This window comes from Brevundimonas sp. (genome assembly GCF_035561115.1).
Classification (GTDB): Bacteria; Pseudomonadota; Alphaproteobacteria; order Caulobacterales; family Caulobacteraceae; genus Brevundimonas.
In genome coordinates this window covers 1-23991 of the sequence record NZ_DATMYH010000108.1, presented here as the reverse complement: position 1 = coordinate 23991, position 23991 = coordinate 1, and the positions used below count along the sequence as shown (strand labels likewise).

The 23991-nt window shown below is 67.7% G+C and carries 19 protein-coding genes; 8 read left to right on the top strand and 11 right to left on the bottom strand.

Translation table 11 applies throughout. The features are described from left to right. Window positions 1-724 (top strand): sensor histidine kinase (locus VN378_RS14800; RefSeq protein WP_325744327.1); only part of this gene is annotated, 724 nt, incomplete at its 5' end. Window positions 725-740: 16 nt separating this feature from the next. Here VN378_RS14800 and VN378_RS14795 read toward each other — a convergent pair. The 3 genes from VN378_RS14795 to VN378_RS14785 all read right to left on the bottom strand — a co-directional run bounded on the left by VN378_RS14795 (window position 741) and on the right by VN378_RS14785 (window position 4296). Next, the gene (locus VN378_RS14795; protein ID WP_325744326.1) at window positions 741-1451 is read right to left on the bottom strand and encodes a cytochrome b/b6 domain-containing protein; all 711 of its coding nucleotides are present in this window, start codon (window positions 1449-1451) and stop codon (window positions 741-743) included. A 338-nt stretch (window positions 1452-1789) separates the two neighbouring features. Then, on the bottom strand, window positions 1790-3271 hold the full coding sequence (locus VN378_RS14790) for a hypothetical protein (RefSeq protein ID WP_325744325.1): 1482 nt from the start codon (window positions 3269-3271) through the stop codon (window positions 1790-1792). Window positions 3272-3378: 107 nt separating this feature from the next. Further along, on the bottom strand, window positions 3379-4296 hold the full coding sequence (locus VN378_RS14785) for a restriction endonuclease (RefSeq protein ID WP_325744324.1): 918 nt from the start codon (window positions 4294-4296) through the stop codon (window positions 3379-3381). 687 nt (window positions 4297-4983) lie between these two features. Here VN378_RS14785 and VN378_RS14780 point away from each other — a divergent pair. The 7 genes from VN378_RS14780 to VN378_RS14750 are packed head-to-tail and all read left to right on the top strand — an operon-like array spanning window position 4984 to window position 11862. Beyond that, entirely contained in the window at window positions 4984-6567 is a 1584-nt protein-coding gene (locus VN378_RS14780) for an adenylate/guanylate cyclase domain-containing protein (protein WP_325744323.1), read from the top strand. After that, window positions 6564-8297, top strand: coding sequence for a ThiF family adenylyltransferase (locus VN378_RS14775; protein ID WP_325744322.1), 1734 nt, complete (start codon window positions 6564-6566; stop codon window positions 8295-8297). The genes VN378_RS14780 and VN378_RS14775 overlap by 4 nt, the downstream gene beginning before the upstream one ends. Next, a complete protein-coding gene (locus VN378_RS14770) occupies window positions 8275-8826 on the top strand; it encodes a Mov34/MPN/PAD-1 family protein (protein ID WP_325744321.1) in 552 nt (183 codons plus the stop codon). The genes VN378_RS14775 and VN378_RS14770 overlap by 23 nt, the downstream gene beginning before the upstream one ends. Before the next feature lie 11 nt (window positions 8827-8837). Beyond that, window positions 8838-9764, top strand: coding sequence for a TIR domain-containing protein (locus VN378_RS14765; protein WP_325744320.1), 927 nt, complete (start codon window positions 8838-8840; stop codon window positions 9762-9764). Continuing rightward, window positions 9761-10288: a Pycsar system effector family protein gene (locus VN378_RS14760; protein ID WP_325744319.1), complete on the top strand. Its 528-nt coding sequence runs from the start codon at window positions 9761-9763 to the stop codon at window positions 10286-10288. The genes VN378_RS14765 and VN378_RS14760 overlap by 4 nt, the downstream gene beginning before the upstream one ends. Then, window positions 10289-11002 carry a hypothetical protein gene (locus tag VN378_RS14755; RefSeq protein ID WP_325744318.1) on the top strand — a complete coding sequence of 238 codons (714 nt, stop codon included), beginning with the start codon at window positions 10289-10291 and terminating at the stop codon, window positions 11000-11002. Continuing rightward, window positions 10999-11862 (top strand): hypothetical protein, encoded by an 864-nt coding sequence (locus tag VN378_RS14750; RefSeq protein ID WP_325744317.1) that lies wholly within the window; start codon window positions 10999-11001, stop codon window positions 11860-11862. The genes VN378_RS14755 and VN378_RS14750 overlap by 4 nt, the downstream gene beginning before the upstream one ends. Before the next feature lie 65 nt (window positions 11863-11927). On the opposite strand, the gene VN378_RS14745 is transcribed toward VN378_RS14750, so the two are convergent. The 8 genes from VN378_RS14745 to VN378_RS14710 form a co-directional block, all read right to left on the bottom strand. After that, window positions 11928-13166 carry a DUF3363 domain-containing protein gene (locus tag VN378_RS14745; RefSeq protein ID WP_325744316.1) on the bottom strand — a complete coding sequence of 413 codons (1239 nt, stop codon included), beginning with the start codon at window positions 13164-13166 and terminating at the stop codon, window positions 11928-11930. 333 nt (window positions 13167-13499) lie between these two features. Further along, window positions 13500-14441 (bottom strand): DUF2493 domain-containing protein, encoded by a 942-nt coding sequence (locus tag VN378_RS14740; protein WP_325744315.1) that lies wholly within the window; start codon window positions 14439-14441, stop codon window positions 13500-13502. 454 nt (window positions 14442-14895) lie between these two features. Beyond that, window positions 14896-15372 carry a GcrA family cell cycle regulator gene (locus tag VN378_RS14735; RefSeq protein WP_292062229.1) on the bottom strand — a complete coding sequence of 159 codons (477 nt, stop codon included), beginning with the start codon at window positions 15370-15372 and terminating at the stop codon, window positions 14896-14898. Window positions 15373-15498: 126 nt separating this feature from the next. Continuing rightward, window positions 15499-15918, bottom strand: coding sequence for a single-stranded DNA-binding protein (locus VN378_RS14730; RefSeq protein ID WP_292062230.1), 420 nt, complete (start codon window positions 15916-15918; stop codon window positions 15499-15501). Window positions 15919-15952: 34 nt separating this feature from the next. Beyond that, complete coding sequence (locus VN378_RS14725; RefSeq protein ID WP_325744314.1) at window positions 15953-16318, bottom strand: hypothetical protein; 366 nt, start codon at window positions 16316-16318, stop codon at window positions 15953-15955. Between the two features lie 122 nt (window positions 16319-16440). Beyond that, window positions 16441-20703 carry a strawberry notch family protein gene (locus VN378_RS14720; RefSeq protein ID WP_325744313.1) on the bottom strand — a complete coding sequence of 1421 codons (4263 nt, stop codon included), beginning with the start codon at window positions 20701-20703 and terminating at the stop codon, window positions 16441-16443. A gap of 156 nt (window positions 20704-20859) precedes the next feature. After that, the gene (locus VN378_RS14715; RefSeq protein ID WP_325744312.1) at window positions 20860-22902 is read right to left on the bottom strand and encodes a chromosome partitioning protein ParB; all 2043 of its coding nucleotides are present in this window, start codon (window positions 22900-22902) and stop codon (window positions 20860-20862) included. A 51-nt stretch (window positions 22903-22953) separates the two neighbouring features. After that, window positions 22954-23856, bottom strand: coding sequence for a toprim domain-containing protein (locus VN378_RS14710; protein WP_154726856.1), 903 nt, complete (start codon window positions 23854-23856; stop codon window positions 22954-22956). Window positions 23857-23991 lie beyond the last annotated feature (135 nt).

The window sequence follows — 23991 nt, the reverse complement described above, 5'->3', positions numbered from 1 at the left end:
TTTCGCGGACGCGGTGAACGGCCTGCTGGCGCGGCTTGACGAGGCGGCGAGCCGCCAGGAGGCCTTCGCCGCCGATGTCGCCCATGAGTTGAGAACGCCCCTCGCCGTGCTGGCGCTGGAGCTGGACAGGCTGGACACCGCCGATGGGCGAAGGCTGAAGCGGGACGTCGCCGCCATGTCCCGCCTCGTCGACCAGCTTCTGGTGCTCGCGCAACTGGACGCTCAGGCGGCCGCGCCAGCGGCCGGGACCGAGGTGGACCTGGCGGAGATCGCAACGGAAATCGTCTCGCACTACGCCCCGCTTGCGGTCGGCGAAAACAAGTCCCTGGCTCTAGAGCTCGACCGGGCGGCCGTGGTCGAAGGCCGTCGGGAAGCCATTGCGGCGGCGCTCCGCAACCTGGTGGAAAACGGGCTGCGTGTGACTCCGTCCGGCGGCGCGGTCACCGTCACCGCCGGCCCCGGAGCGAGGCTTTCGGTGATCGACGGAGGCAAGGGTCTCGCGCCGGAGCATCTGGCCGAACTCAGCCAACGCTATCGCCGGGGCGACCACGCCAGCAGCAGCGGGGCAGGATTGGGGCTGGCCATCGTCTCGCGCATCATGGCGGCCCACGGTGGACGGATCGACAGCCGCGAGGACAAGTCTGAGCTCATCCTCAGCTTTCCCTCGCTCGCTACGGACCGGCCCCGAACCGACCGCGTCCTGACGTCGTCGTTCGGGCGTTGAGGCCGCCGGGCCTCGCTCAGTCTTCATCGACCTCGGACGCTTCTTCCGCCTCCGCACCCCCGGAGCCTTCTCCAGCCTCGCCCCGCGCGCCGGGCGTGAAGGCGGCGGGGTCGATCCGGGTCGCGGCCCAGGCGGAGCCGGCCACGACCAGAACGGCCAGCGGCACGGCGAGACGAAGCGGCGGCGCGGCGTCTTGGGCATCGGGAAAATGGGTGGTCTTCTTTCGTCCCGTGATCATGGCGCCTATGAGATTGTCTCTCGACAGGAAGGACATGGCGATAACGGCGGCGACGTGCAGGGCGATCATCGCCAGCAGGGTCCAGGCTATGACCTCGTGAGACTCTTCCCTGCCCGTGACGCCGGCGAAGACCGTCGCGGCCGTCAGGCCGAGCAGCCCCAGCACAGCGATACCGCCCAGCGGATTATGGCCCAGCGACGCGTGCACCCGGCCGGCGAAGAGACCGCTGACGTGCCCCGCCATCCTTGACGGGCGGATCAGGTTCGCAAAGCGGGCGTGTTCCCCCCCGACGATCCCCCAGATCAGCCTGAAGGCGATCAGGACCGCCGCGACCCAGCCTGCCGGAATATGCCAGGCCGACAGCGCGCTCTCTTCCTCGGACGAGAGGAAGGCCAGGGCGACTGAGGCGACGAGCAGCCAGTGGAACAGGCGCACGCCAGAGTCCCAGGTTTTGATGGTTCTAACCGAAGGGGCGGGGGCATCTGACATTGGGGATCTCCGTTCTGACGGAAATCTCTGCATTGAAGCTGACGGGGGCCTGACGTCCCCGAAGCCGCTGCTTTCAGTCAGCGGCGGTCGAAGCAGCGGGCCTGGACGGGTTGGCCGACGACAGACTTTCTGAGCCGCTGCTTTGAACCACGAACAGCGGTTGGCCCTTAAGGCCTCAGAGCGCCAGGAGCGGACTCGCGCCCTCGGCCGAAGACACGACATTCAGTATGCTGTTCGGATGTCCACGGAGACCTTGGATTTCTCGTGTGCTGAACGGCTCCGTCAGTTGGCATGAGGAGAACCCTCCAGCCTGCGCTGGGATAGGCGTATCGGGAGGTTTACACTTGAGGTTTCGCTCGCCTCTTGATGTTTTCCAGCTCGGCGATCGCCCAAGCTGCGTGGGTGAGAAGGCCGACACGTTGGTCGGAGGCGCTTCTGATCGGCATTCCGCAGGTCACCAGATCGTAGAGGGCGCAAGCGCAAGCAAACGCCTCCACCGTCGGTCCGGCTTTCGGCATAACGTCTGCAACTGGTGACAGACCATGGGCGGCGACCTGCCTCAGTTCCATGACAGAGGCGATCAGTGTTTTCGCCTGCGACTTTGATAGGGCCGGTTCCAAGGCCGTGAACATCAGCTTCAGCCGTTGGCCAAGGCTCTGGTTCTGCAAACTTCCGATGACCCCCCGTAGCCGCGCGTCCTCGACCTCAATCCCGTTCACCTTGGCGGCGGCAATCGCACCGTCGGCGATGACCTTGGTTTGATCGGAAGAGAGAGCGGGTTGGCCTTTCAACTCCCCCAAACTTTCAATCCCCGCGCACAGCGTCACGATGTCATCGAGCGACGTCCCTCGCCGAAAATTCTTGGCAACGGTCTGAATCGCGCCCCGTAGGCGGTAGCGTGCGCCCTCCCGCTCGACCCACGTCTGCATAACGGCGGCGAGGGCGTTTCGCTCGGCCCAGCGGTTAAGAGGAATATTGCCCAGCCAGAATGAAAATGGAGCCTCCCGATCCACCGCGCCGCTATCATGATTGGGTAGGTAGAACTCCGCTTCGCGCATAGCGCGGCCGCTTCCAGATCGGGCCGTCAACGAGGTCCAAGGGATCGGGCGAAGGGCCAAGGTTCCAAAATAGCGCCTCCATTGCCAAGCCAGATCCATCGCGTCCTCAATGCCAAGGGGCTTAGCGAAATGAATGGTGGCGATGGGGTCGGTCTGAAAATCGATCTTCTTCCACCCGAGCCCGGCTTTCTGCGAACCGACGAAAATCTCGTACCTGTGGCCGGCGACCTTGAAGCTCAGCACCCGTGGAAACTGGTGGACGACAAAAAGCTCCCGAGGCTTGAACAGGTCGTATGAGCGGTCCTTCTTGCCGCGAAGACCCTTGAGGGCCGCGACTACCTCTTTAGCGGGCTCGAAGAGGTAGTGAGACTCGACGTGCTGATAGTGGAAGAAGAAACCCAGATCCCGCATCGTAAAGGCGATCGACGGGATCTTGTTTCCAGGCAGGAGAGCATCCGAACCGAGAATGACCGCGTTGGGATAGATATGTTCCTCATACATCTGGCCATGTCGGCTGGAGTGCTGCGTTGAACTTGTCAGTAGGGCGTTGTGGAGCAGTATGGGTCGGCCGTTCGGCCCTTTAAGCCGCAGCGCGAACCACCCGTCGTCGTCGGAACTGCCCATCAAAGTGTCGTCAGACAACAGGACCGCCTGCGATTTCTCGCCATCCAGGATCAAGGTGCCACTGCCGGCGTGGGTCGGATCATCGGTCACGACGGGCGAGCTGCCGTGCTTTTCCTCGATCTCGTCGAACCGCTTCATTGTGCGACTATGCGGAGCCGATTTCCCGAACACCAGCATAGCTGGAAATTTGCGCCACCTAAGCCATTTGTAGGCGCGAACGCAGTGTGAGAAGCGGACGTTCCGGATCAGCTTTGAGGAATGATCGGCGCTCGCCGGGGACCATCGCCGATTTGAACCGTGTGGTCAGTCGCACCCTTGGTGTGCACTGCGGCGCTGACCTCGCCGTCCTTGTGCCTCACCAGCGCGAGGGTAGCGGAACCGCCTGGAAAGAAGATTTGGCCGCTGGCGATCTCCATTGCGGCATCTTCGCCAAGGTAGTTGTGAAGTGTGATCGGCTGTTCAGTGCGTTCAATCTCCAGACCATAGTTGAAGGTGATCGAAGTCACGTCGTGTCGCTGGCCATTGGCGTCGATGATCCAGAACTGGTCAGCCGGTGCAGTCATACTCCCTTCCTTGTAGACGCCCGGCTCTGGAAGCTCTTCGTGCGGTATTTCGCGCATGAGAAACGACTGGGCACCGTCGCCCCGGTACTCATTCCCGTCGGGGTCATGGATCGTGAAGGGTCCGGCGATCTGCAACGGGATGACCAAGTTCACATGGATGTCGATCCGCCTGTAGTTGTGGATCTGGCCGATGATCGTGACTTGACCGATCCATTCGAAGCTCTCGGCCTGGGTCAGATCCATGAGGGTTATGTTGATAGCTTTGGCCTTCACCCGCGCGGTGTCGGTGAAGCCACTAGCCGACACCATGATACCGTGATGAATTCCGGTCTTCTCGCACTTCTTCGAGAACCCCTCGACGTCATTGACCCCGATTTTACGTCCGTGGTCCTTGCACTCGATGGCCGTCAGGTTCGGGCCGTGGTGGGTGGTGCGCGTGATCACCACGTCATGCTCGCGAAGGCGCTTGGTGTCCTTGTCGCGAAGCCTGAGCGGACTATCGACCTTCACGTCGTCCTTGTGGGCGAACATGCGCTCGAGCGTGGCGATGAAGTTCTGGAAACGCTGACCGGGGCGGTCGTCGGAGGGGGTGGCATTCATGGATCCGACAATAACTCAGCCGGATCGTGTCAACCAACGCACGCCAGCCTTGGACGAACACCGTCGCACAAAAACATCGCCTGCCCCTTGAACGGTGACGCTCGCACCCCATCATGATGGGATGGCGTGGCCTCTGAACCACAACATCTGGGTTTTTGCTCGACGGCGGGGACGAATCACGGCAGTTCTGGGGATGGGTTAACAGGACGTGTAAATCGTCCTTCCAGCGCGCCGCGACTCGGTCTAGCGAGGAGCTTGCGGCTGCGCTTGGGCTGTTCCCGATCCTCCGCACAGTGAGAGTTTCCGGCTGATCGCCGCTCGCGTTCGCGCGCTCGACGGCTGCGGGAGACTGGGAATACGACGGCTCACGCCGTTGAAGGTGGAGAGAGACGGCCGGCTGAACTTTGCCGGTGCAGGCAAGCCGCCTCTCTCCAGGGCCGACTCGTTGGAGATCGGCGATCTGATCCTTAGACGTGGCGCCCACGGGCGACAACACCACAGGCTTGGGGGCGGGTCGTTTCAACTCTGACGAGTCTTCATCGCACCACTGGTGGGGAGAAGACGTGACGCAGACCTGACCGATCCCAGACGACCCGTCGGTGCGCCGACCGGTCTCCCCAGCCTCAAGGGCCGCGGTTCGTCTGCGCGCCCGTCCCCCCACGCGAAGATTAGAAAGAGGTCCTGCCAATGGCGGCCCATACCTGGAACAGCACACGCGCAGCCAAGCGCATCGCAACGCGACTGAAAGAAGTCGAGACCGTCGAAATCAAGGACTACGTCCGCGACACCGACCTGTCCTCCCTGCCCCGGACCAAGGCCTACCGGGTCAACGGCGTCCACATCTACGTCGACATCAAAAACCTCGGCGACATGCTGGCCACAACCGAGATCGAGGGCGTGCTCTGCCACAAGCGCACCCTGCGCTTCCTGAACCTCCATTACCGGGCGGTTCACCGCATCCTGGCCGCCGTCGGTGCCATCGAGGTCGATTTCCATAACCAGCGTCTGCACGCCGTGATCGCAAAGCCCTATGGCGACGAGGCGGGCCGGATTCACCGGGCCGTCGCCGTCGCCCAGTTGATCATCGACGTCTTGGCCCAGACCGGTGAGGAAGGCGACGAGATCATCCCGGCTGCCAATGTGCGCGTGGGGATCGACAGCGGCGTGGCCCTTGCGGTCTGCAACGGCCGGCGTGGACATGCCGAGCCGCTCTTCCTGGGTGCGCCCGCCAACCTCGCGGCCAAGCGAGCTGGCGGTGGCGTGACCGCCGGCATCTACCTGACCAACACCGCTCGGAACGTCATCGATCTGGCGGACGATGTCGTGGAGGATCGTACGCCGTTGTCCGCGACAGAGGTGACGGACAGCCAGGACCAAACTGGGCTGGAAATCACCGCCGATCAGATCATCAAGGCCTGGCGCGCCGATCTCGAAGGCAATCCGATCGGCAAGTTCAGCTTCTCGGGACACACGCCGCCCTTTTCGAACCTGGACTTCGAACTGCTGTCCCCCGCCAGCAGCCGGCGCCAAGACGCGATCTCCCTCTACGCCGATATCGACGGCTTCACCGACTTCGTGGCCGCGGGCGTGTGCGATGACGATTCCGCCCGAAACGTGGTGCGTGTCCTGCACGTCCTGCGCAGCGAGATGGACGCGGTCCTCGACCAGGACTTCGGCGGTCGCAAGGTGCGTTTCGTCGGCGACTGCGTGCACGGGGTCCTGGGCGAAGGGACCGCCCAGACGACCGATCTGGAAGGGAGCGTCAGCACCGCCGTTCTCTGCGCGGCCGGAATCCGGAGCGGCTTCGATCTGGCGATCGAGGCGCTCGAAGACGACGGCATTCTTTCAGACGGACACGACCTGGGCCTGGCGATCGGCTTCGAGCTGGGACCGATCGCCCTCACGCGGCTGGGCGTGAAGGGGGCGATGATCCGGTGCGCTGTCGGTCGCAACGTCCTGAGCTCCGAAGCCGAGCAGCAACGTTGCACCGGCGACCAGACGGCTATCGGTGAAGAGGCCTACGACGCGGCGACCGGCGCCGTCCAGGCCATGTTCGGCTCAGACCGCAAGCGATCGGATCTGGTGTACGACACTGCGGTCGACGAGCTCGCAGGTCGCCTCGACGAGACCGCCAAGGCATCGAAGGCGATGGCCAAGTCCATTGCGGCGGGCGCCGCGGGCAGCCTGGTCCAGACCAGCGCCGCTCCGGCCGCCGAGTACGCCTTCGCCAACCGACGCACAGAGCCGAGCAAACCGGCGGGCTTTGCGTGACGATCTGGTATCTGAGTGCGCCGCACCGGCTCGCCGAGGAGCATGAGGCCTTGGTCGCCCTAGCGAGCCGGGTTTCGTGGCTCGACCTCGGCGCGCTGCGACCGGACGACGGCGGCCGGCTCTGCATTAATTTCGAGATCACCGCCGCCGGCCGCACCTTCGCGGCGCGCCTTCGCTATCCGCATACCTTCCCGTCCTCGCCACCTTCCGTCCTGCCGGCTGAGCCTGAATCCTGGTCCGGTCACCAATACGGGTCTGGCGGGGAGCTCTGCCTGGAGTGGGGGGCCGACAACTGGACGCCTGACCTTACCGGCGCCCACATGGTTGAAAGCACCGAACGCCTGCTATCGGGCGAAGCGACGATTGAGGGCGACCGGCCCGGCCGGGTGCCCAGCCGGCACGATATGACGCTCGGCCAGGGTCTGCGCTTCAAGTCCTTCCGGATGGTCGTGACCGAGACTTTCGCCGAGCACATGGAGTCATTGGCGCCGGGGTCGACGCTCAATGCAAAGCTGCTGTGGACCGACAACGACAAGCAGCACACGCTCGCCCCGGTTCATCTCATCCCAGATGACGGCGAAGAGTGGACCGACCCGGCGGCGCCACGCGCGCTCTGGGCGAACAACACCCTCTACGCGACGAAGGTTTGGCGTCTGCCAGATGGGGTTGTCGCGCCGCGATCGACCACCGCCTCCGATCTGCGCGATTTCATGGCGACGCACGGCTATCACGCGCCGAGCGACGACGGCGAACCGAAGATGGACCTCCTGCTGACCTGGGACGACGCCGGTGCGCATTTGCGGATGTTCAGCAAGGATGCCGACGAGACCTATGACATAACCGTCGTCGCCGCCAAGAGCGCCGGCCGATTGCCGCGCGCCTATCGCGACCTGGCTGGCAAGTCGGTCGGCGTCGTCGGCTGCGGCTCGGCCGGGAGCAAGATCGCGGTCACCCTCGCCCGCGCGGGCGTCGGCCGACTGGTCCTTGTCGATGACGACATCCTCTTGCCGGAGAACCTGGTCCGCAACGACTTGGACTGGACGGTCATGGGGGAGCACAAGGTGCGCGGCGTCGCCCGACGCGCCGACCTGGCCGCGCCCGGCATCCAGGTGGACATCCACATCAAGCGTCTTGCCGCCCAAGAGGCGAGCGGCGTCGCGGATGGCGTGCTGCACAGCCTGCAACAGTGCGATTTGATCATTGACGCCACCGCGGAACCGGCGGTCTTCAACCTACTCTCCGGCGTCGTCAGCGTGGCGCACAAGCCGCTGGTTTGGCTGGAGGTGTTCGCGGGTGGCATCGGTGGCCTCGTCGCCCGGTTCCGCCCGGATCTGGACCCCTCCCCCCAGACGGCGCGCGCCATGATCGAGGCCTGGTGCGCCCAAACGGGCGCGAAGCCGCCGCGCGCCGACAGGCCCTATGAGTCGAATGGCGAGGCCGAGCCCCTGATCGCGGACGACGCCGACGTGGCGGTGATCGCAGCGCACGCCGCGAGGATGGCCCTAGACCTCTTGACCGAGACCTCCCCTTCGGCGTTTCCAAACTCAGCCTATCTGATTGGCCTGCGCGAAGCGTGGGTCTTCACCCAACCCTTCCATACGCAGGTCATCGACCTCGGCGGACCCGAGGCGCCGGCCCCGCCGCCCTCCGCCGAATCGTCAGCGGCCGGCGCCGCGCTCCTCTGCAGGATGATCAAGGATCTTCAGGATGAAGCTGCAGATCCATCCTGATACCGTCGCGCGCCTCACGCGAGAGCTGGCCCAGGCAGGCCGCCGAGAGATTGGAGGCGTGCTCGTTGGCGAGCATCTCGACCGGAACACCTTCCGCATCGCCGATCTGTCGGTCCAGCGCCACGGCGGCGACAACGCTTGCTTCGTGCGACGTCCCGCTCACCACAGGGGATTCCTGGACGCCTTCTTCGCCAGCACGGGCGACGCCTACGATCGCTTCAACTATCTCGGCGAATGGCATTCCCATCCGTCGTTCTCGACCGAGCCCAGTGGTACGGACCTGCTGCAGATGCACGAGATCGTCAACGACGGGCCCTCGGCACCTCCGTTCGCGATCCTCCTCATCGTGCGCCTCGGCGCTGAACGTCGCTTGGTCTTGAGTGCCTTCGCCTTTCGGGGCGACACGATGGAGCCGGCGACCCTGTTGGTCGCGCCCCGGCCCGAGGACGATCCTGCGAAGCGGCCGCGCGGATGGCTGTCCCGATGGTTCGGACGCCCGGAAACCAAACCCGTCATTCGACTGATCTGATCGGAGATCCCATGTCCCTGAAATCCCGTTTCGAACAGCCGGGTGACCTGATCGACGCATTGATGATCCAACGGATCGTCAGTGATCGAGAAATCGCCGCGGCCTTGGCTCGAAAGGGCGAGTTGGTCGAATTCGCCCCCGGCAAGACCATCATCGAGCAGGGCGGCGCCGATCGGGAGATTTACTTCCTGCTCGCAGGCAAGGCCCAAATAATCGTCAACCAGGTCCGGCTGTATCCGCGCGAGAAAGGCGTGACCGTCGGCGAGATGTCAGCGATCAATCCACATATCAGCCGCGCCGCGACCATAGAGGCAATCGAGCCGACCATCGCCTGGAAGGTCAGCCACACGCATCTGGCCGAGGTCGGACGCGAACATCCTCTGATCTGGCGCGAGATCGCCCAAGTGCTGGCTGAGCGGCTTGAGCAGCGCAACCAGTTCGTAAATCGGGTGAACACCCGGCCGCGCATCTTCGTTATCTGCTCCGCTGAAGCCCTGCCGATCGGGAGGGCTATCCGGGTCGGGCTCGAACACGACGCCGAGGTGGTGATCTGGAGCGATGACAAGATCTTCGCTCCCGGGTCCTATCCGATCGAGGCGCTGGAGGAGCAGGTCGGATTGGCGGACTTCGGGATCGCCCTGGCCGAGCCGGACGACTTGGTGCTGTCCCGCGACCGTCTGTCGACCACGCCCCGCGACAACGTCATTTTCGAGCTCGGCTTCTTCATGTCCCGGCTGGGCCGCCACCGCACACTGCTGCTCGTCCCGCAGTCCGAGGACGTGAGGCTCCCTTCGGACTTCAAGGGCTTGACGCCCCTCCCCTATCGCACCGGCGCCACGTCACGGGATCTTCCGATCGCCCTGGGGCCCGTGATCGACAAAATCAGCGGCCTGATCGCCGACCTCGGCGTCCGCTCGTCACTGGCCGAGGTGAAATGACGCCCCCGTCCGCCCCGCAGCCGACCGATTCCGACGTCACGGCCGCCGCCCTGGCGCAGCTCGACCGGCTGCAGACGTTCTTCGGCCGCGTCGAGGGCAAGGCGTCCTTCCTGTTCGCTGTCAACCTGGCTCTTCTAGGCTCAGTCGCCGTAGCGACGCCTCTCGGCGCGCTCCGGTCGTCGGCGGGCGTGAGCGGCTTCATCGCGACCGTCCTGCTCGGTTTCAGCATGATCAACCTCTATGCGGCCTTCTATCCCCACCTGAAGAACCCACGCGCCTCCGTGCTCTATTTCGCCGACATCGCACGGCTGACCGCCGAGGAATATCGCGCGAGGATCAAGAACGCGACGTCGTCGGAGATGGCGGACGACGCCCTCTGCCAAGTCTGGCGCAACGCCCAAATCCTAGACAAGAAGTTCAAACGGTCGCGCTCCGCGTTCCTGCTCACGGCCGCCGCCATTCCGTTCTGGCTCGCTCTGCTAGCGCTCGGCGTCGCGAGTGACGGGAAGCTGCCCGGACTTTGAATGGCCAACCGGAAGGACAGCATCGAGCAGGAGGTAACCGGCGTCCTGCACCAGCCGTGGTCGACGCGGACCGGCATCGCCGTACCCTCCACCGACTCCGTCGCATTGAACGGCGGACGGGTCGATATGTATGCGACTATGCTCTACGCGGACTTGGCGGATTCGACCGTCATCGCGATGGCCAACCGGGAGGCGTCAGCCCGTCTGTTTCGAGCCTATCTGGCGCTATGCGCACGCCTGATCGTCGGACGCGGCGGCGAGATCCGCAGCTTCGACGGGGATCGCATCATGGCGGTGTTCGTGGGCGGTGATTCCAACTTCCGCGCGGTCTCGGCCGGGATGGAGATCAGTTGGACGTTCGCCAATGTCCTCGTCCCGCTGTTCCAGTCGCACTATCCGATGTTCGTCACCGGCGGCTATCGCTTGGGTCAGGCCGTCGGGATTGACTGCGGCGAGGTCAGCGTCGTGCGGGGCGGGATCAGGGCTCACAACGACCTTGTCTGGATCGGTCGAGCGCCGAACGTGGCCGCAAAACTCAGCAACATCCGGGAGGGTCAGTATTCGGTGTTCGTTTCCGAGGAGGTGTTCCAAACCCTTCCGCCCCAACTGCTCTATGCGCCGAACACGCCGCAGGTGATCTGGGACATCCTGCGGCCGGCCGGCGTGCCCCTGCCTCACGTCATTTGCACCCGATGGTGGCTGCCCCTGATATGACGACCCTGGCGGACGAAGACCTCCGGATGCGGGTCCGGCGCCTGCTGCAAGGCGGACGTAGGACTGACGATCTCGATCGTCTCTATCTCGGCCTGCGCGATCGCGCCCGACGCTGCCCCGCGGTGCTTGAGATCGGTGACTTCATCGCGCACCGCGATCGGCGGGAAAAGGGGCTGATCACCCAAGTCGGCCGCGACGTGTTCACCAGTTTCGATGTTTGGAGCCTGACCCTGCGTCGGCTCGACGTCGGACCGAACGACTTCATCCGCGCGGCTGAGGCCAATCTGCGCCTCGCCAGCGATGCTCAGATTCGAGCGGGGTTGGGCTCGTCTCGCCAGATGGCGGCCGCCCGCCTGAAGCGGGCGATCGTCAAGGTTCGGGAGAAGAAGGAAGTTGCGGAATCCGAATGGGCGGCGTTCAGCTTCTTCGGCAACCGGTTCGTCTGGCGGCCGGCATTCTCGGGTGACCAGTTGCATCGGGAACTGACCGAGCTTCTGGTTCAGCACGACCTTATGGGGACCGACGACGTTGAACAGTTCGCCGCCGCGCGCGCCTTCCTGATCTTGCACGCGATCACCGCCATGCATGGTTCTTCGATACTCTTGGACAACGGTTCCCACGCGCGCCTCTTTGCGGGCTTCGCCAATCGTGATCGCTGGCTGGAGGTGAAGGTCGATCTGGTCTTCCATGAACTGGGCAAGCCGCTCATGGCGCCGATCTGCCTGTTTCTCAGCGACCTTAGGGCGGAGGTGTATTGCACGCCCGAGCTCTTGGAGGACCCCACACCAATCCTGGTTGATCACTGGTCCACGCCGATCGAGATCGATAGCTCCGGGCGACTCACGATTCTCAGTTGTTAGCGGTATTCCGGTTGCAACGTCTCAATGCGGACGGTTGGAAGGTCTGCTCTGAGTCACAAGCGGTCTCAGCGAGCCAGTTCATCTCCCCTGCCCGTGACCACCTGCGCCAACCCGTTCGACATCGGCGCCAAGGCGATCCGGCTCCCAACCCTCGCGGCGTCTCCCATCCTCACCCGCGCATAGTGCTCGACCCCGCCCGCGTCCCTCACCACCACGAACGGCGCCGCCCCGGCCTCGTCGTGAAACCCGGTCTTCACCACCACGCCCCGCACCCACTCCGTTCCCAGGGGGCGCACCTCCTTCGCCCCCTCCAGCCGCCGCTGGTTCAGCGTCCGGATGATGTCCCGCCGCGCCTGCAGCGTGCGCAGCTTCGTCTCCATATCGCCATCGAGCCGATACCGCCGCCCCGTCCTCGCCGCGAGCCCTAACCCTTCAAGGTGCCGCAACCGCCCCCGCGTCAGCGCCGCCCAGGCGTCGCTCGCCCCGACACCGTCATCGACCAACCCATCCCCGTCGACCGCCGCCAGAAGCCGCCGGTCGAAGCTCGTGAACCGATCCGCCTGCGTCTCCCGCCAGACACGGCGTTCGGCCTCCACCCGCGACAGGTCGCCGAGCCGCTCCTGCGCCGCCTCCTGCGCCCGCGCCCGAAAGCCGTAGCCCATGTAGTCGCGCGGAATGACCAGGTCGCGGCCGTCCCCTCGCCGCCCCCGCACCAGCACATGGGCGTGCGGCTGGTCGGTGTCGTAGTGACAGGTCGCCAGCCATTTCAGATCCGGCTCCCCCAGGTCCGCCGCGACCCGGCCCATGACGTCCCGCACATAGCCCTTCAGGTCCTCGATCCGGTCGCCGTGCTCCGGCGAGATGATAAAGCGGAAATGATGCCGGTCCCGGCTCCAGCCCTGGGTCTCGACCGCCGGCTGGACGCCGTCCAGATCCCGATCAAAGAACTCCGGTCGCGCGCCCTCGGCCCCCGCGCCGGACCGCCCGAGGTAGGCGACATGCTTGCCCAGGGCCGCCGCCCGTTCGGCGCCCTTGCCGACATGGCGCGACACCAGCGCCTTGACGATCACCTTCTGCCGGACGTCCAGCCGGAAGGCCCGACCCGAGCGTCCCTGCGCCGCCCTGAGCACGCCTGAACGATCCCCCAGGGCGAAGGCGCGCGAGCTCGCCAGCCGCTGGAACAGGCCGGTCCGGACATTCACCCGGTCGGGTTTGAGGGACAGCGGGAGCCGGACATGGAGCGCCTCGGGATCCTGTCCGGCGCCCTCCATCAGACGGGACTGGATGGCTTCACGGATGAGCATTCGACGCCTCCGATCAGGCCGCCGACGCCGTCCCGGGCCGACAACTCACCGCAAGTCGTCCGGAGCCCGAACCCACGCCGCTAACCCGTGGAGAGAATACGAAAAACGGGAACCGCCAAACACCCCCTTTTATCTTGCCCTCAACCCCTTTTCGCAGATTTCCAGACACTGCCGTCATACATCCGCACATCCGACCAAACCGCATCATGACAGCCCGGGTCCGTCGTCTCGTCATCACCGAGGCCCCTTCACGGATCGCGGGAAGGCCCCGGACGACAAACAAAAACCCGCCCGGCCGAAGCCGAGCGGGTCGTTGATGGCAGTCTCGATCGATCAGGCCGCGCGCGCCCGGATGGGGACGTGCCGCAGCCCGGACTCTATCGCCTTCTGTCCGAGGTTGAGCGCCGGTCCGAACGGCCGCTGGTCCGCCCGCGCCCGATCCACCGAATGCACCAGGGTGAGGCAGACCTCAGGCTCGAGCGCGATCAGTTCGTCGTTCGCCCGGAACGGAGCCGCCTTGCCGTGGGTGTCGAAGTCGGCCCGGGCGAGGATCAGTTTCACCCCCTTCTGCTGGGCCCATTTGATCGCCAGCTTCTCGGAGCCTTTCGCCCCGGTCGTCGCCAGGGCCATGTCGGGCCACTCCTGTTTCGCCCAGTTCAGGGCGTCGAAGATCCGCCCGGCGTCTTCCGGGGTATCCGCCGTCGGAGCCCCTCTGAAGGCGATGACCGGACCGCCCGGATCCGCCTCTCCGGATTTCCGGTTGCGGATCGCCCGGATCGCCTGTTTCGCTTCCAGCTGGGCCGCCGTCAGATGCGTGCCGCGCCGTGTTCCGCGCCAGGCCGTCCAGACCTCTCCGGTCGCGACCGTCCAGGTTTGCGACGCCGCGTCCCGGATCAGTTCGCAGGCCTGCGTCGCCGCATCGCCTGCCCGGGCTTTCGCCGTGGCGTCCTGCAGTTCGACGTCGGCCGCTTCCGATCCGTCGAAGTCCCGATCGAGCGATCGCATCGTATCGCGCGCCCTATCCGCGTCGCGTTCGATCCGCCCGGCCGCCGAATGGAAGGCGCCGATCAGGGCTTCTCCGAGGATCGTCTGGAAGTCCTCCAAGGCTGTGTCGGAGATCACGTCCAGAAGCTCGGTCATGAGCGCGCGCCCGAGCTGGGCCAGGGCGTCGTCCGTCGGAAGCGGACCGCCTTCCTCGATGGAGGCTGACAGGTTGCCCAGGGCGGAGTCGGAGGTCGGGGTGAAGGCGGAGGATGAGGTGTTGAAGCGGGTCATTGGACCATTCCTTGAGACTGTCGAGCGCCCCATGCGCAACGACCCCGGTTTTGGCCACAGCGGGGTCCCCGGCAGTCACCGGAGCGGGCGGCCGCTTGGCCGTCCGTGGAGGGGAACGGCGCAGCCGTTGACTTCCGGGGTGCTGTGACAAAATCGGAGGGCGTTGTGTGGGGGCAAGTCCTCGCCCGCCTTCGGGCGAGGACACAACTCGGCGCCGTCGCGCCGATACGGACAAAGACGCATCGGTTCGCTTGCCGGCGACGGCGCGCCGTCGCCCATCCGGGACCGGTGTGCTGGAAGGCGGCGGACCCCGTCCGCCGCGCACGTGGACGAGTCCCCGGCTCTTGAAGCTCGTCCCCGCCTTCGCGGGGGCGCCGAAAGCAGACCAACGGCGGCCTCGGGTGTCGAGGCCGCCGTGATGGCACCGGACTGGGGAGTTCAGCAACGCGGCGTCTCAGTCCAGACCCGCGAGGGCCATCAGACTCTCGGCGCTCTGGCGGACGGGACGGTAGCCGATCTCCGCATGCGCGGCGCAGAAGGCCCCCCTCGCGATCCGCCTGCCGCACAGGGCGAAGCCGGGGTCTCCGGGATCGCCGTAGGGCCAGCGGCAATCGCGCCGACGCACGGACAGGATGGTCGCCGTCCCATGAGACGGCGCATCCACCCGGCGCGGTGGGCACGACGCCGGACCCGGCGGCGGCGCGGGCCGGGCCGGCCAGGGCCGACGCGCGACCGGGGGCGCGGCGAGGCCGGCGGACCTTGAGGCCGGCGGCCGAGCGGCCGACAGGCCCAGGCGATAGACCTTGCCCAGGACCGCGCTTCTTGTGAGGCCGTGATCCAGATCGCGCGCGATCTGTGCGGCGCTACGGCCTTCGAGCCAGAGGGTCTTGAGACGACCGACGCGGTCGTCGGTCCAGGCGGAGGCGGTCATGGCGGAACTCCGGTGTCAGCGAGCCCAATCGGCTCGCCCGCGCCCGGCCTCGCTTCATCCTCCCGGTCCCCACACAGAAACGGCCCGACGCTCGCGCGCCGGGCCGTTCCGCCTTTCGCCGACGGATCAGAACGGGATGTCGTCGTTCAGATCGTATCCGCTCGCCGGCTCCTGCACCTGCCGGTCGGCGGCGCCGTCGTCCGCCGACGGCCGGTCGCGCCGGTTCTTCAGACGAATGTCGCCGACGATCAGACGCAGATCGTAGTGTTCGACCCCGTCCTTGCCGGTCCAGGTGTCGTTCTCGACATGGCCCTGGATCACGACCCGGCTGCCCTTGCGGGCGAAGGCCTCGATATATTTCCCGGCCGTGGCCTCGTTGAAGCAGATGCAGTTGAAGCCGGTGGTGCGCTCGCCCGGCGTGCCGTCGGCGCGCCGGAAGCGGGTGGTCTCCAGCACGCGGAAGCTCGCGCGCTTCTTGCCCGAGCCCTGGGCCGACAGGATGGACGGGTCGGCGGCCAGATAGCCTTCGAGGGTGAGGGTTTGCATGGTCAGTCTCCTGAAGATGGGATTCGGTTGAGGATCAGGCGGCGGCGCGATCGGTTTCGCGGGCGTCGACGGTGTCGGGGTCGCGGGCCTCGGCCCAGTCGAGGACGGTGAGCCGGTTCACCACCAGTTCCTTGGCGGTGCGTTCGGTCCCGTCCTTGGCGGCGTAGGCCGTGTCGATGAAGGCGCCGACGACGACGGCTTCGCAGCCTTGGGCCAGTCCGCGGGCGATAACCTTCTCGTTGAGCCCCTTCGACCAACTGACGCAATTGACCCCGACGAGCCGGTCCTTGCCGGCGGCATCGACGCCGCGCTTTTCGAGCAGCCGGAACACCGCCTTGGCAAAGTCCGGGCTGATCTGGGGGTCGGCCGCCAACCGGCCGGTGAACACCATGGTCTGCATGTCAGTCTCCTGTTGATCCGAAGCGCCGGGGAGCCGATCTCCCCAATGCCGCTTCACCCGGGACCTCCCTTCCTCCGTCCTCTCCTGCCCGGACGGGGCCTCCGCCCCGCCCGGCGCATGTCTCAGGCGGCCGCTCCGTCGAGGACGGTCTGGACGGGATGGCGGCGCAGCACCGCCTCCACCACCTCAGGCCGATCCGTCGGCGCGAACACCCGGGGCGTAAAGGCGATGATCTCGACGAAGCACCCGAGCGCGACCAGGGCGTCGCGGTCCGTCCGCCCACCGACCACCTCGATCCGCCAGCGGTCCATGACCCGCGACCGCTTGAGCCACAGGCCGCCTTCCAGCGAGAGCTGGACGTTGCGATCCAGCAAGGTGGCGGCGGTCCTCGCCCCGTCCGACCACGCCTCGCCGACATCGGTCAGGCCGAGGCTCGCCTTGAGGCTCCGGGCCTGGACCTGGTCCAGCACACGCCCCAGCCAGCGCCGACCGTCCGGCGCCCTGACCCGACGCACAGAACAACCGCGCGCGGGCAGACGACCCCAGATCGGCAGCAGCAGACCGGTCGCGAGCGTGAGCTCGCGCGTCCGCCAGGGGTCGGTTCCCGCCACGTCCTCATCCCAGACGCGGCGCCATTCGTCAGTCGCCGCGGGCTTCCAGGCCGATTCCTCGAAGGTCCTCTCCGGCAGGGTCTGACGTCCATCGGGCCGGATCAGGCGAACCGCGGCGACCAGCCGGTCCTCGTCCGTGGCGGTGGTCAGGCCGAGCTCGGCGACCGCCGCCCGGCCGGATTTGGCGTTGACGACCAGCTGATGGGCGATGTCGGCGGCCCGGGCCAGCGCGTCATGCGAGAGCAGGATGTCGCGACGAACCTTGAGCGAGAAGGTCACCAGGGCGGTTTCAGCGCCCGTCGAGACGTCGGTTCGGATGGTTTCCTGGTGCAGAACCGCCAACTCCTCCGCCTCGATGTCTTCAAGTCCGCGGTCCAGATCCCCCGACGCGGCGGCGCGCTCGAGGATTCCCGAGAGAATGCGGTCGAAGTCCTCGAACAGGGCGTTCTGGTCGGCGATCCTCAGCGCCAGCAGGCGGTTGAGGAAGGTGTGGATCGGCGGCAGGTCGTCGGACGGCTTGAGCCCGCCGTCGGCGTCGAGCAGCTTGAGGCCCGTCCTGGTCATGAAGGTCTCGAGCGTCATCGCAGCGAGTTCGCCGAACGCCAGGGCCCCGTAGAAGACCAGTAGGGCCCGTCGCGCCCATGGGCTTTCCAGATTGTCCTCGGCCCGGAAGAGGCCCGCCCCGGCCGTCCGGCGCTCGCCGCGCGTGAGCGCGCCGAGCGTATCGAGCCGGCGGGCGATGGTGGAGGTGAAGCGTTTTTCGCCCTGGATGTCCGTCGTGACCGGCCGGAACAGCGGGGCCGAGGCCTGGTGGGTGCGGTGGCTGCGGCCCAGGCCCTGGATGGCGGCGTCGGCCCGCCAGCCCGGTTCGACCAGATAGTGGACCCGTCGCTGCCGGTTCGCCGCCGACAGGTCCGCGTGATAGCTGCGTCCGGTGCCTCCGGCGTCGGAGAAGATCAGCACCCGCTTGCGGCCGTTCATGAAGGCGTCGGTCTCGGCGCGGGCCGCCGAGGCGCCGCGCCGTTCGACCAGCCTGCGTCCGTCGCGCACGACCACCCGCCGGGACCGCCCGGTGATCTCGGCGACTGCGTCCGCGCCGAGGGCCTCCAGCAGGGCGTCGAGCACCCCCGGCACGGCGGGCAGGCAGGCCATCCGTTCGATCAGGCTCTCGCGCCGGGCCAGCGCCTCCTGGCTGACGGCCGGGCGGCCGCGGTCCATGACCGGAACCAGGGTGACCTCGCCGTTCTCACCCTCGACCGCCTCCATCAGATGGATCGGGAACGCCTCGCGCAGATAGTCGAGGACGTATTCGCGCGGGGTCATGTCGATCGAAAGGTTGTTCCATTCCTCGGGCGGGACGGACGCCAGCCGCCGCTCCATCACCGCCTCATTGGTCGAGACGATCTGGACCACGGCCGAGCGATCGTGGCCCAGATCCTCCCGGATCGAGGCCACCAGGCTCGGCGCCTTCAGCCCCGCGAGCAAATGGCCGAAGAAGCGCAGCTTGGCGCCCTCGAAAGCGGAATGGGCCGCCGAGGCCGCCTGGCCGCTCCTGGGCTTGCCCGTCTCGTCGTTGACGCCGACGGCCTTCAAGGCCTCGGCGAGATTGGCGTGGATCAGCTGGAATGCGTCGGCCCAGGCGTCCCAGATCGCGATGTCGTCGGACGTCAGGGGATGAACCAGCGGCTGGTATTCGACCCCTTCGAACGACAGGCTCCGCGCCACATAGAGGCCGAGCGCCTTGAGTTCGCGCGCCACCAGCTCCATCGCCGCCACCCCGCCCCGGTCCATGGCCTCCAGGAAGTCCGCCCGCGACATGAAGGGCGCCTCCGGCCCGCCCCACAGGCCCAGCCGGGCGGCATAGGCCAGGTTCTCGGCGGTGGTGGCGCCGGTCGCCGAGACATAGAGGACCCGCGCATCGGGCAGTCGGTTCTGCAGCGCCAGACCGGCCATCCCCTGCAGCGACGCCTTCTTCGCTCCGCGCGCGCCCTTGCCGCCGCCCGCGGCATTGGCCATCGCATGGGCCTCGTCGAAGGCGATGACGCCGTCGAACTCCGCGCCGAGCCAGGCGATGATCTGGTCGAGTCGCGACTGACGGGCGCCACGCGCCGGTTGGCGAAGCGTCGCATAGGTCGTGAACAGAATGCCCCGGTCGAGCCGGATGGCGTCGCCCTGTTTCCAGCTCGACAGCGGCACGATGTCATGAGCGCCGCCGCCGATCGCCGTCCAGTCGCGCCGCGCGTCCTCCAGCAGGGCGTCGTTGCGCGACAGCCACAGCGCGCGCACCCGGGACTGGCTCAGGTTGTCGGCGATGACGGCGGCGATCTGGCGGCCCTTGCCGCAGCCGGTGCCATCGCCCAGGAAGAAGCCGCGCCGCAGCTGGACGGCATCCTCACTGTCCTCGGGCGCGAGCACCATATGGTGGGGCGCCGCGTCAAGCCGCCACCGTCCGGGCAGATGCGCGGCGTGGGCCTCGCCGGCATAGATGACCATCTCGGTCTGGGCGTCCGAGATCCAGCCCTGGTGGCGCATGGCCGGCGGGAGGACAGGTCGATAGGTCGGCGCCGGCGGCGCCACCGAGGCCATGGGCCCGGATTCGACCAGAGGCGAAGGATGCGGACGGGGCTCGGGCAGAACGATCCGCGCCAGGGCGTAGGCCTGGTAAAGCCCGACATCGCGCCCCTCCCCCGTCCAGGCGCGAACCTCATAGGCCAGGGGGGCGGCCCCAGCCAGAAAGGCCAGCCGGCGCGAGGGCAAGGCCAGGCCCCGCGCGCGGGGTCCCAGCAGGGCGTCGATCGTCACCGGCAGGCGCGTTCGCGGCCTGGCGCCGATCCGCGGCGGCATCGCCCCGATCATCCGCGCCGCGCTCTGCAGGTCGTCGGCGGTCTGGAGCGGCGCGGCGCCCGCGGGGCCCCCGGCGCGGTCGATCACCAGCAGGCCGGTCTCCACGGAGGTCCCATGTCTGGCGAAACCGCCGGACGGCAAGGCGATGCGGCTCACGACGGCGCCGACCTCGCAGAGGCGGCGAAGCAGCGCGGCGTCCGTCAGGGCGTTCAGGGGGACGATCGCGGCCAACCGGCCATGGTCGGCCAGGGCCTTCAGGGCCGCCGTCAGATGGGCGGCCAGGTTCGAGAACGGCGGATTGCACACCACCACGTCGAATTCGCCCGAGCCCGCGGACAGGTCATGGATATGGCGTCCGTCGTGGCGCGTCCGGTCCGCGCCCGGAAAGAGCCCGTCGAGGAGGTCGGCCCGACCGGTCGCGAGCTCGTTCAGGCTCAGCAGCCCACCGCAGGCCTCCGCGACCGAGGCGATGAGGCCCGTTCCGGCCGAGGGCTCCAGGACGCGGTCGCCGGGACGCACCTGGCCGGCCAGGACGGCGAGCGCGGCCAGATGCGGCGGCGTCGAGAATTGATCGAACGCGACCTGCGCCTCGCTGCGCCGGGACTGGGTCAGCCCGAGGGCCGAGACGGCGGCCAGCAGGGCGGTGATCTCCGCCGGCGCGTCTTCCAGACGACCGACCTGGGGCGCGAGACGCCGGACCTGCAGGACCGTCGCCGCCTCTATCGCGTCATAGGCGTCGCGCCAGGCCCAGACGCCCTCGGCGTCCGACCCGCCGAACGCGGTCGTCATGATGGCGGCGACGAGCTTGCGGTCGAGCGGACGGGACCGCGCCAGATGCGCCGCCAGCGCCCGGGCGGCAGCGAGGATATTGGCGGCGGCATCGCCGGCGGCCGGATCGGCGAACAGGGACAGGTTGGGGGTCGAGGACATGGCGAAGGCTCCGGCAGCCTGGAGCGGAGGGCGCCTCCCTCCCGGTCCTGCAGGCTCGCCTCGCCCCGCCCTTTCCTCGCCTTTTCCGCGCCAGGGATTCGCACGACTACGCCGCCCCGGCTGAGCCGGGGCGGCGTCCGTCAGGAAGACTGGCGGTCAGGCGGCGGCGGGATCGAGCGCGGCCTCACCGGCCGGGGTGACGGCGAACGCCCCAACCCCGTCGTCGTCGAACGCAGGGTCTTGCTCGTCGATGGGCCGGTCGTCAGCTTCGTCGGCATCGTCCTGCGGCGAGCCCGCCCAGGACAGGCCGGCCGGCGCCCAGGTCCGCGACGCCGCCTGTTCGGCGACCCAGTCGACCAGTTCGGCCTTCTTCAGCGACCTGGCGCGGTCGTCTTCGGCCCCCATGGCCTCGAGCATCCCCAGCAGCAGCCCCTTCGAGTGAAGCTGAAGGAAGGGCGCGTCAGGCGTCCAGTGCAGGGTGACGTCCGCCGCGCAGAGTGCGGCCAGTTCAGCCGCTTCCGCGCGGGCGCTGCGCCGGATCAGGGTCGTGCGTTCCTCGCGGACGTCGAGGCTGATCGCGGTCAGTTCGGCCAGCAGACCCATCTTCTCGCCATGCGGCAGCGCATGAACCCAGGCGATGACAGTCTCGCCCGAAGCCTGCCAGGTCGCGCGGCGATCGTCGAGCCGCTGGCGCACCTCTCCGTCCAGGGGTTCGATCACCCGCCCGCCGGCCGGATTGAAGCCGGTGGCGAGGATGGCCAGAGCCGAGTCCGGGCGCGCCACATGGGTGCGCAGCACCAGAACGGTGAACAGGCGCGCGATCAAGGCGGTCAGGGCGGCGCCCGGGTCATCGGCCAGGGCGCGGATCAGTCCCCGCGTCGCGACGTCGGTGCGCACGGCGTGCAGGGCATGGTTGACGCCGTCGATCTCCGGCGCGGGCGCCGCCACTTCGGGAGGGACATAGGCCGGCGGAGCCGACGCCTGGTCCGGTGGACCGCTCCCGGTCGAACCGTCCTCCTCGATCTCGGGTTCCTCGGGCGTGTAGCAGCGCACATCGACGCCCGTGCCGGAGGCGGGCCACATCACCATCGTCGTCACCACCCGCCCGCCGCAACCCGTCTGGTCCGCCGTCACCCGGGCGCGGATCATGGCGATGATGGCGGCGTCCACAGTCTCGGGGTCGCCGGCCTCCGAGAGAGCCCGCCGGGCCGTCTCCGCCCGCTCATTGAACACCTCGCGCTGGGCCCGGTAACGCGCCATGTCTTCAGCCGGAAGCTGGCCGCCGTAGACATAGCCCAGCGCTTCCAGGTCGTCGGGCAGTTCAGGCTCGGGTCCGGCGGTGACATGCACCGCGATCCCCTCAGCCTCGAAGACGGCGGCGATGGCGCGCGCCCGTCGGATCCACAGGTCGGTCAGGATGTCGGGATCGAGCAATACGGGCGCCAGCTCCCCGAACAGATCCGCCTCGGTGCGGCCGCCGGCTTCTCCATAGCGGACCGAATCCACCAGGGCGCAGCGGCGGTCCCGGGCGGTGACCCGCCCTTCGTCGAGCCGTTCCGTGATGCGCCAATCCTGAAATCCATGCCCGTCCAGCGCCGCCTCGGCGAGCTCGGCCTGCTCCGCCTTGTCCGGCAGACGGGCCAGCAGCCGGGCCTGTTTGAGGGTCATGCGCCCGGCCTTCAGGGCCGCGAGGGCGACCGGCGGCAGCCCGGCCAGGGCGGCCAGGCGTTTGACGTCGATCTCGGCGTAACCGAGAGCCCGGGAGATCACGGACACCGTCAGCCTGGATTTCAGCATCCGGCCGATGGCGGCGATGATATCGGCGACATGGACGGGCACGGCCGTGTTGGTCAACAGGACGGCCGCCGCCTGGCGAGCCGGATCGGTCTCGACATAGACCGTGACCGGGTAGGTCTCGTCGATCTCCCCCGCGTCCAGCAGCAAGCCCAGGGCCAGGCGACGACGGCGGCCGTCCAATGCCATCCAGGGCTCCTCTTTTCTGCCGCGGCCGGGGCGGACGGTGAGGCGCTGCAGCTGGCCGGCGGCCTTCATCGTGGCGGCCAGGGTCGGGATGTCGTCATCCGGCGGCTCATTGAATCGCAGATTCTCGCGGGCGATGCCGATGTCGCCGAGGCGGACGGTGCGTTCGTCGCGCGCGACGACGACCGCGGGCATGCTGACAGGAACAAGGTCGGTCATGGGGACTCTCCTGCCGGGCATCGGGGCCCATCCCCGCCGCTCCGGCGCCCATCAAGACCCTCGCTCCTCTCCTTTCGCCGCGGCGACGGCCACCTCGTTCCAGTCGCCGAACGGCGGGTCTGGAAGGACGATACGGACCTCCAGACCGCCGGGCACGAGGCGGCGTCGAAGCCGCGCCGCGCAGCCCTCGCCCGCGGCTCCCCGGTCGGCGGCGATCAGCACGCGGCGCACCCGCGCGGGCGGCGTCCAGGCCGCGAGGTTGTTCGCCGCCATCAGGGCCCAACCCGGAAGTTGGAAGCGGTCCATGGCGCACAGGGTCGTGACAACGCCTTCCCCGACCAGCATCTCCGCAGCCGCCGAAGCCAGGCGAACGGCGGCGCCGGCCGGAACCAGACCGACCGTCTTTCGCGTCAGTCGCAGGCCCGAGGCGAGACGCCCGTTCCGGTCCAGATAGGTCAGCTCCACCGCCGTCAGCCGGTCCTCTCTGTCGCTGATCCGCGCGATCAGGGCGGGGCGACCCCGGCCGCTGGGTCGGTAGACAGAGATCGGCGTTTCCGGATGGAAGCCGAGGTTCGACGCGGCGGCGACGGCTTGAACGGCGCGCCGATGCAGGTAGCGATCGGCGGGGCCGCCCCCATCCAGCCCCCGACAACCGGCCCAGAGATCCGAGGCCGTCTGGAGACGAAGACGAGGATCGGGCCTTGGGACCGGCGGACCCGGCGGCCCACCGCCGGTCAATCGGCCGGCGACGTCGATGAAGCCCCGGTCGTGCAACTGATCGCGGACGGTCCTCCAGTCCGACCCGCCGAAGCCGTGAATGACGACCCGGTTGTCGGTCAGCAGCAGCGAGACCGAACGATCCTGCGCGCTATGGCCGGGCGCGGGGACATTGGCGCGCCGTCCGCCGGAATAGAGATCGCCGCCCAGGGCGGCGACGATGCCGTGCAATGTCATGGTCGACTCAGCTCAGGCCCTGGTCCCGGCGGGCGTCGCGACACGCGCGGTGGCCGGCGAAGGGCCGATGACGCCCGGCGCGCTCTGCTGGCCGTGAAACGGGTTGCGGTCATCGCGGGCTCCTCGGGGCTCGCC

Bases quoted from the DNA above. Each gene is read 5' to 3' on its own strand.
- VN378_RS14795 (WP_325744326.1), bottom strand. From the start codon at position 1,451: ATGTCAGATGCCCCCGCCCCTTCGGTTAGAACCATCAAAACCTGGGAC.
- VN378_RS14790 (WP_325744325.1), bottom strand. From the start codon at position 3,271: ATGAAGCGGTTCGACGAGATCGAGGAAAAGCACGGCAGCTCGCCCGTC.
- VN378_RS14785 (WP_325744324.1), bottom strand. From the start codon at position 4,296: ATGAATGCCACCCCCTCCGACGACCGCCCCGGTCAGCGTTTCCAGAAC.
- VN378_RS14780 (WP_325744323.1), top strand. From the start codon at position 4,984: ATGGCGGCCCATACCTGGAACAGCACACGCGCAGCCAAGCGCATCGCA.
- VN378_RS14770 (WP_325744321.1), top strand. From the start codon at position 8,275: ATGAAGCTGCAGATCCATCCTGATACCGTCGCGCGCCTCACGCGAGAG.
- VN378_RS14765 (WP_325744320.1), top strand. From the start codon at position 8,838: ATGTCCCTGAAATCCCGTTTCGAACAGCCGGGTGACCTGATCGACGCA.
- VN378_RS14760 (WP_325744319.1), top strand. From the start codon at position 9,761: ATGACGCCCCCGTCCGCCCCGCAGCCGACCGATTCCGACGTCACGGCC.
- VN378_RS14755 (WP_325744318.1), top strand. From the start codon at position 10,289: ATGGCCAACCGGAAGGACAGCATCGAGCAGGAGGTAACCGGCGTCCTG.
- VN378_RS14750 (WP_325744317.1), top strand. From the start codon at position 10,999: ATGACGACCCTGGCGGACGAAGACCTCCGGATGCGGGTCCGGCGCCTG.
- VN378_RS14745 (WP_325744316.1), bottom strand. From the start codon at position 13,166: ATGCTCATCCGTGAAGCCATCCAGTCCCGTCTGATGGAGGGCGCCGGA.
- VN378_RS14740 (WP_325744315.1), bottom strand. From the start codon at position 14,441: ATGACCCGCTTCAACACCTCATCCTCCGCCTTCACCCCGACCTCCGAC.
- VN378_RS14735 (WP_292062229.1), bottom strand. From the start codon at position 15,372: ATGACCGCCTCCGCCTGGACCGACGACCGCGTCGGTCGTCTCAAGACC.
- VN378_RS14730 (WP_292062230.1), bottom strand. From the start codon at position 15,918: ATGCAAACCCTCACCCTCGAAGGCTATCTGGCCGCCGACCCGTCCATC.
- VN378_RS14725 (WP_325744314.1), bottom strand. From the start codon at position 16,318: ATGCAGACCATGGTGTTCACCGGCCGGTTGGCGGCCGACCCCCAGATC.
- VN378_RS14720 (WP_325744313.1), bottom strand. From the start codon at position 20,703: ATGTCCTCGACCCCCAACCTGTCCCTGTTCGCCGATCCGGCCGCCGGC.
- VN378_RS14715 (WP_325744312.1), bottom strand. From the start codon at position 22,902: ATGACCGACCTTGTTCCTGTCAGCATGCCCGCGGTCGTCGTCGCGCGC.
- VN378_RS14710 (WP_154726856.1), bottom strand. From the start codon at position 23,856: ATGACATTGCACGGCATCGTCGCCGCCCTGGGCGGCGATCTCTATTCC.